Source organism: Gemella haemolysans (assembly GCF_901873445.1).
Lineage (GTDB): Bacteria > Bacillota > Bacilli > Staphylococcales > Gemellaceae > Gemella > Gemella haemolysans_C.
Map to the genome: position 1 here is coordinate 1 of NZ_CABFLN010000049.1, position 6,904 is coordinate 6,904.

General features: G+C 32.4%; 3 protein-coding genes. 2 read left to right on the forward strand and 1 reads right to left on the reverse strand.

Translation table 11 applies throughout. The annotated features are described in order from the left end of the window. The coding region (locus JX287_RS06410; RefSeq protein WP_204643784.1) for a SasC/FmtB family protein at window positions 1-2,732 on the reverse strand (2,732 nt) is incomplete at its 3' end. A 1,015-nt stretch (window positions 2,733-3,747) separates the two neighbouring features. On the opposite strand from JX287_RS06410, the gene JX287_RS06415 reads away from it, so the two are divergent. Further along, window positions 3,748-4,596 carry a 5'-nucleotidase, lipoprotein e(P4) family gene (locus JX287_RS06415; RefSeq protein WP_204643795.1) on the forward strand — a complete coding sequence of 283 codons (849 nt, stop codon included), beginning with the start codon at window positions 3,748-3,750 and terminating at the stop codon, window positions 4,594-4,596. Between the two features lie 182 nt (window positions 4,597-4,778). Then, window positions 4,779-6,904: amidase family protein (locus tag JX287_RS06420; RefSeq protein ID WP_239650351.1), on the forward strand; the 2,126-nt coding region annotated here is incomplete at its 3' end.

Consider the following 6,904-nt stretch of genomic DNA (forward strand, 5'->3'; position numbering starts at 1 on the left):
GCATCTGTTGTTGATGCTTCTCGTAATGCTTCTTTGTCTGTCGCTGCTCCATTTAATGCTGCTTTAGCTTCTGTGATCGCTCTTAAGGCTGCATCTACTTGGGCTTGCGTCGCATTGTCATTTGATAGCACTCCTGCGGCTGCTGATACTGCGTTGTCGTATGCTTGTTTCTTCGCTTGATCTTTTTCGTTGTAGTACTTCGCATCCGTTGTTTTTGTTCTTTCGGCATCTGTTGTTGATGCTTCTCGTAATGCTTCTTTATTTGTTGCTGCTCCATTTAATGCTGCTTTAGCTTCTGTGATCGCTCTTAAGGCTGCATCTACTTGGTCTTGTGTCGCATTGTCATCGTTTATTACAGTATTTCCTTTCGTAATCGCTAAATCATACGCATCCCTTTTCATTTTATCTGCATTATAATATTTAAAGTTTCCTTTAACAGTAGATTCTTCTCCTACTACTCTTTCTAACTCTGTTTTGTTTCCTTTATCAACTAACAACCCTGCAGCTGTATCTAATTTTCTTTTTATTTCGGCTACCTTGCTTAATGCCGCATCAACCTCTGCTCTAGTGGCGTTATTCCCTTTAGCTATAATTTGGGATACTTCTGTTTTTATCGAATTGAAATCTTGTTCAAACTTTTTAAACTCTTTATTATATTCACCAATACTCTTTGGTGTTTTGTTTTCTGTTGATGCCTTTGTTAACTCATCTACTTTGGCTGATAAATTATTTTTTTCCGTCGTCGTAGCTGCAACCGTTAAACTATTTTGTTTTGCTCTTAATAAACTAACTTGATTGTTAATCTCACTTTGGTTTTTGCGTTGATTAACAGGAACATTATTCTGTTCTTCATTTAGAATTTCTCTTGCTCTTGTAATTTCATCCTGAAATTTTTTCCATGAATCTGGAGTATATTCGTTCTGATTTAAATTAGCTGCTCCAGCAACAGCTGTTTCCAATTCCGTTTTAAACATTTTTAATTCCACATTTTGATCTGGAATTGGAACAACTCCTGTTTTCGTTTCTCCATATGGTACAGCTTGACTATTTTGCCATGTTTTATATTCTACTTTACCTACTAAATTCGTGATGCTTGGTGCATCTGCTGGAATATTAAGTGTATATTTAAACGTTTTTTCTTTCCCTGTGCTATTTCTATCGCCAATACTACCCAAATCAATTTCCATTGTTCCACTATACGTTTTACCATTATACGTAGCAGTGACTCCTTGAGGAAGATCCACTTTATATTTAACTCCACGGTCGGTAGATTCCCAACCTTTATTTTCAACCTTAACTGTTATCTCTTTACTTGTTGTACTAGCGTTATTAGTTGTAGATGTTACTTCATATTTTGTTTGATTTTCTTTAGCAACAACATAGGCACCGGTATTTACCCTAACATTACTTAAAACACCACCAGGATATAATTTTGTTCCGTCTTTTGATATAAACGAATCATCATATCCTTGATAACTATGTGTAAAATTATCAGCATCTTCAAATTCCAATCTAATTTTATTAACATTTTTTGGAACATTAATAAAAGCTAATCCATCAGAAAAACCAGCTACTCTATCAGGTTGTCCACTATAATATACTTCTCCAGTATCTGGGTTCTTCACTGTCATTTTAACAGTAGACCATCCTGCACCATTCCCGAAGCTCGATGTACGGTATTTTACTAAAACTTCTGATCCGGGAGTAACATTAATATCTTGATAGATTTTTCCTATTGTATCTACTCGATCCGTACCAGGATTCGCCCCTGTCTTAAGACTTCTATATCCCGCCATTACAACACCATAAGGATGATTTCCGTCTACAGAACCTACTGAAACCCATTTCATTTTCTTTCTTACATCAGCAATTGGAATTTCAGTTTGTTTAGAATCAACAACATGCCATCCAACAACATTACTCGCATCATTCGTTACAATTTTTTCATCACCTGTAGGTTTAACTGTTCCTTCTTCAAAGTTACCATTTATAATACTAACACCTGCTTCATTATTAGCATGTGTATCCGTTGTAGTTGCATCTGTACGGAATGGATTACTTCTATCCAATGCTTTTCCATGACGTTCATCTCTAGAACCTGAGTTTGCGATTGAATTCGTATCTGCTACTTTCTCAGTGTTTGTTGCTTTTTTACCTACAGTAGGTTTTCCATTTGTCGTATCTACTGCTGGTGCTTCTTTTTTCTCTTCTGGTTTTGTTTGTAATTTTGTTGTTGCTGTAACTAACTTAGCTTGTGCTTGTGATAATTCAGCTTGTGTTTTTGCATTATTTAAAACTATTCTTGCTTCTTCTAAAGCTATTTTTAATTTGTTCACACTATCTTCTGTTTTAGAAGCATATTTCCCGTTAGTAAATTTCCCATCAATTTCTTCAATTAATTTTGTTAAGGCTGTTTTATTTAGAGTTTCTTTCTCTGAATTCTCTAGTTTTAAATCTACTGCGGCTGCTACACTCTCTCTAGTGTTTTCTACTACTGGTTTGGCTTGTGCTTTTGGTGCGACTTCTAGTTTATTGTCTGTTCCTAATGATTTATCTGTTGCTGTGTTGTTTGAAACAGATTCACTAGCTTGAGCTACTGCTCCAGCACCAAAAAAGATACTCGCACCTATTACTACAGACGCAGCACCTACTTTAAATTTCTTTATTGAGTATGACTCTACTTTTGTACCCTTTTTTGTATTTTTTAAATAATAATTATTTTTTCCTATCACTTTATATTAATCTCCTTATTTTCCTTGAATATTAAACTAGCATAAAGCTAAAATAAGTACTTTTTACATTTTTTCTTTAAATTACCATATTTATTACTACACGTCGCACCCATAATAATAATAATAATAATAATATGTAATCACTGTATTCTAAAAGTTTTAAATAAAATATAATTTGATTATACATCATCCTTAAAAAGAAATATTATTTCATAATAAATAATATAATTACAATTATACCAAATTACTTATTATACGTCCAGCAAATTCCAGATAAATGATGTATAATATGCAAATTGAAACATTTCCAAGAAATAGAATAGTTCTTCTGAACATCTCCAGAGTTTTCTATTGATAAATAGTATATAAAATTGAATTAAAATATAATTAAAATTTTTCAATTTTTTTATTGAATTCCTCTTTCTCTGTCTATACAACTTGCCAACTTGAAATTTTATTCTAACCTAGTAGCATAGGAATATAAGAAATAATTAATCATATATCCCCTCCCATCTAACAGTTTATTATTAATCTATTATTTTTTTATTTTTAAAATAATTTCAACATTACTTTTCTACATTTTTGAAAAATTCTTTTGAAATTCAAACTGGATATAAGTTAAAACAGAAAAATTGATGATAACTAAAATTTATATCTAAAAATAGCTATCACTCTACTACATGCAATTCACATAGTTACTTTATTATTCTAAGCTATATCCAACAACAACTTACTAGAATTCATTATTTTAAGAACTCTTTGAAAAAAATTTCCCCCATAACTTTCTCAACTCCATGGTAATGCCAATATTTAAATACACACTTTATTAGCTCTCAATAAATAATAATATAAATTTTATTTTCTTATCATTTCATAAAGCGTTTCCTTAAGGGGATTTAAAATACTTTGTTAAAATATTTATTTTATAAATTTTTTAAAAATAATTTCATATTGAATTTTTAAGATATTTATTTTATACTAAATACTATAAATAACAAAAGGAGCTTATATTATTATGAAAAATAAAAAACTTGTTATGACTATTTCATCAGTTTTAGCTACTGTTGTTCTTGCAACAGGATGCGCACAAAAAACTGAAGAAAAAAAAGAAGAAAATAAGAGTGGAGATAACAAGATAACTCTTACTTACGATCAACTTAGATCTCGCGAAAATACAATGGGAGCTTTATGGTATCAAAATGCTGCTGAAGTAGATGCATTATACCAACAAGGTTACAATGTTGCAACTAATAAATTAAAAGAATTATTAAAACAACCTACTAGCAAACCTTATTCTATCGTATTAGATATCGATGAAACAGTATTAAGTAATATTCCATTCCAAGTTAAAATGGTTAAAGATGGAACTGCATTTAATCCTAAATTATGGGATGAGTGGGTTCAAAAAGCTGAAGCTACACCAGTAGCTGGAGCAAAAGAATTTTTACAGTTTGCTGATAAAAATAAAGTTCAAATTTACTATGTTTCTGACAGAACTGACTCTCAAGTAGATGCTACAATCAAAAACCTTGAAGCACAAGGTCTTCCAGTTCAAGGACGAGATCACTTAATGTTCAAAAAAGAAGGTGACAAGTCTAAAGAAGGACGTCGTCAAGAAGTTATTAAACATACTAACCTAGTTATGTTATTTGGGGATAACTTAGTTGACTTCGCTGAATTCTCAACTAAATCAGAAGCTGATAGAGATAAAATGTTTGAACAATTAAAAGCTGAATTTGGGGATAAATTCATCATCTTCCCTAACCCTATGTACGGATCATGGGAATCTGCAGTATACAAAGGTGAGAAAAAAGACGGTAAAGGACAATCTGAAGCTCGTCTAGATGCACTTAAAGGATACTAATCTTATATAAAATTAGCAATTTAGAGTGTCTTAATATTATCTAATAAAAGATAATATTAAGACACTTTTATTTTTTTCTATTTTTAAATTCTATATTCTTGCTTGATAATGAATATCAGAGTATAATTAAGTAGACAAAGCATGTAACAGCTTACGTATTATTTTTAAATTAGGAGTTTAAAATGAAAAAGAAAAATTTAAAATATGTACTTATACCAGCATTTGCAGCTACTACACTATTCCCTGTCTTAGCAAATAGCAACCAAGCTCACGCTAGTGAAAATAGTAATACAGTATCTGCTCCTGTCAATAATACAGCCAGCAACAAAGAAACTTCAGCTACTGAAACCCCAATTTCTAACACTGCTACAAATTCATCTTCAACTACAGATGTAAAACCTAATATAGCCAATAATAAGGTTTCTTCTTCTAATACTGAAGAAACTATAACTTCTAAACCTACAATTCCATTTACTGTAGCAGAATATAAACAAAAAAGCGCTCTTGAACTTGCTAAATTAATTCGTGAGAAAAAAGTAACAAGTACTGAGCTAGTTAATTTAGCATATAAAATTATTGCAGAAGAGAATCCTAAATTAAATGCTGTTTTAACAACTGAAAATGGAAAAATCCCTAACGCCATCGTTGAGGAAGCATATAGAACTGCAAAAGAAGTAGATGAGAGAATCAAAGCAGGTAATCTTGCTGCTAATCCTGTAAATTGGGAAGAACAACCATTCTTAGGAGTTCCTACATTAATTAAAGGATTAGATTCACTAAAAGATGGAGATGCTTCTAGTGGAGTTATTTTTAATAGAGGTAACGTATCTAAATTTAGTGGCGCTGTAGCAAAAGAGTTCGAAAAACTTGGATTTGTAATCCTTGGACAGACTAACTACCCTGAGCTAGGAACTAGAAATATCACGGATTCTAAATTATTTGGTCCAGCCGGTAATCCATGGGATTCAAGTCGAAATACAGGTGGTTCTTCAGGAGGAAGTGCCGGTGCTGTAGCTAGTGGAATGGTATCAATCGCAAGTGGTAGTGATATAGGTGGCTCTATTCGAATCCCTGCTTCTTGGACAGGATTAATTGGTCTAAAACCAACAGGACACGGAGCTAAGTTCCCTCTCGTAAAAACTATAGAAGATGCTAAAGAGTATTTTGATAAAACTAAACTTGTTAAGCCAAAAACACCAATAGAAGTTCCTGCAAACCTAAAAACTTTAAAAATAGCTTATACTCTTAAAACGCCATTAAAAGATGTTGAATTAAGTGAGGATGGAAAAAAAGCTGTTCTTAAAGCTGTTGAATTTCTTAAAAAACAAGGCTTTACAGTTGACGAAATCACTGAGTTCCCTATCGATGGTTACGAAGGAATTAGAACCTATACAATGGGTGCTGTTGGTAGCATATACACTGCTCCTGCAAAAGTAGCTACTGAAGAGAACAAACGCGATTTAGATCCTGCTACCTATGCTTTAGGCACATCTACAACTAGAGGAAAAACTGCTAATACTGATATTTCTTCTGCTAAACCTGCATCTGAATATATTAATAAGATGAATGAATTTTATGGAAAATATGATTTATTCTTAATGGCAACGAATGCTGTGACAGCACCATCTAACGATAAAAAAGTTGACCCTTATGTAGATCCAGAAATTGAAGAAAAGCTTTATAATATTAATAAAATAAAAGATCCAAAAGAGAGATTCAATCTACTTGTAAAACAATGGGAACCAATGATGAGAAGAACACCATTTACATGGTTATTTAACTTAACAGGAAATCCTGCTATATCTTTACCTATTTATAAGAGTGAAAATAATCTTCCTCTTGGAGTTATGTTTGCTGCAAAAAATAATTCAGAAAAAATACTTCTTGAAATGGGACAATTATTCCAAGACAACAATCAGTTCATAATGCACCCAAATATTAGAAATACAGTTGTTGCAGAAAATGGTAATAAAGTAAGAGAAAATGAATACGGTACAAAATATGAGTATTCAGTTCCTAATGAAGCTCCTGTTACTGACGCTCTTAAGCCTTTCACTGGCAAAGTTGAGGGTCTTTCTGAAAGTGGGAATAAAGTTGTTATAGATAAAGACGGCAATGTTTCTGAATTCAATACTCCTGCCGATACTCCAGCAACTGATGCTCTTAAACCTTTCACTGGTAAAATCGACGAACTTTCTGAAAATGGGAATAAAGTAGTCATCGATAAAGACGGCAATGTTGTAGAATTCAACACTCCAAGCGATGCCCCTACTTCTGATACTCTGAAACCTTTCACTGGTAAAATCGA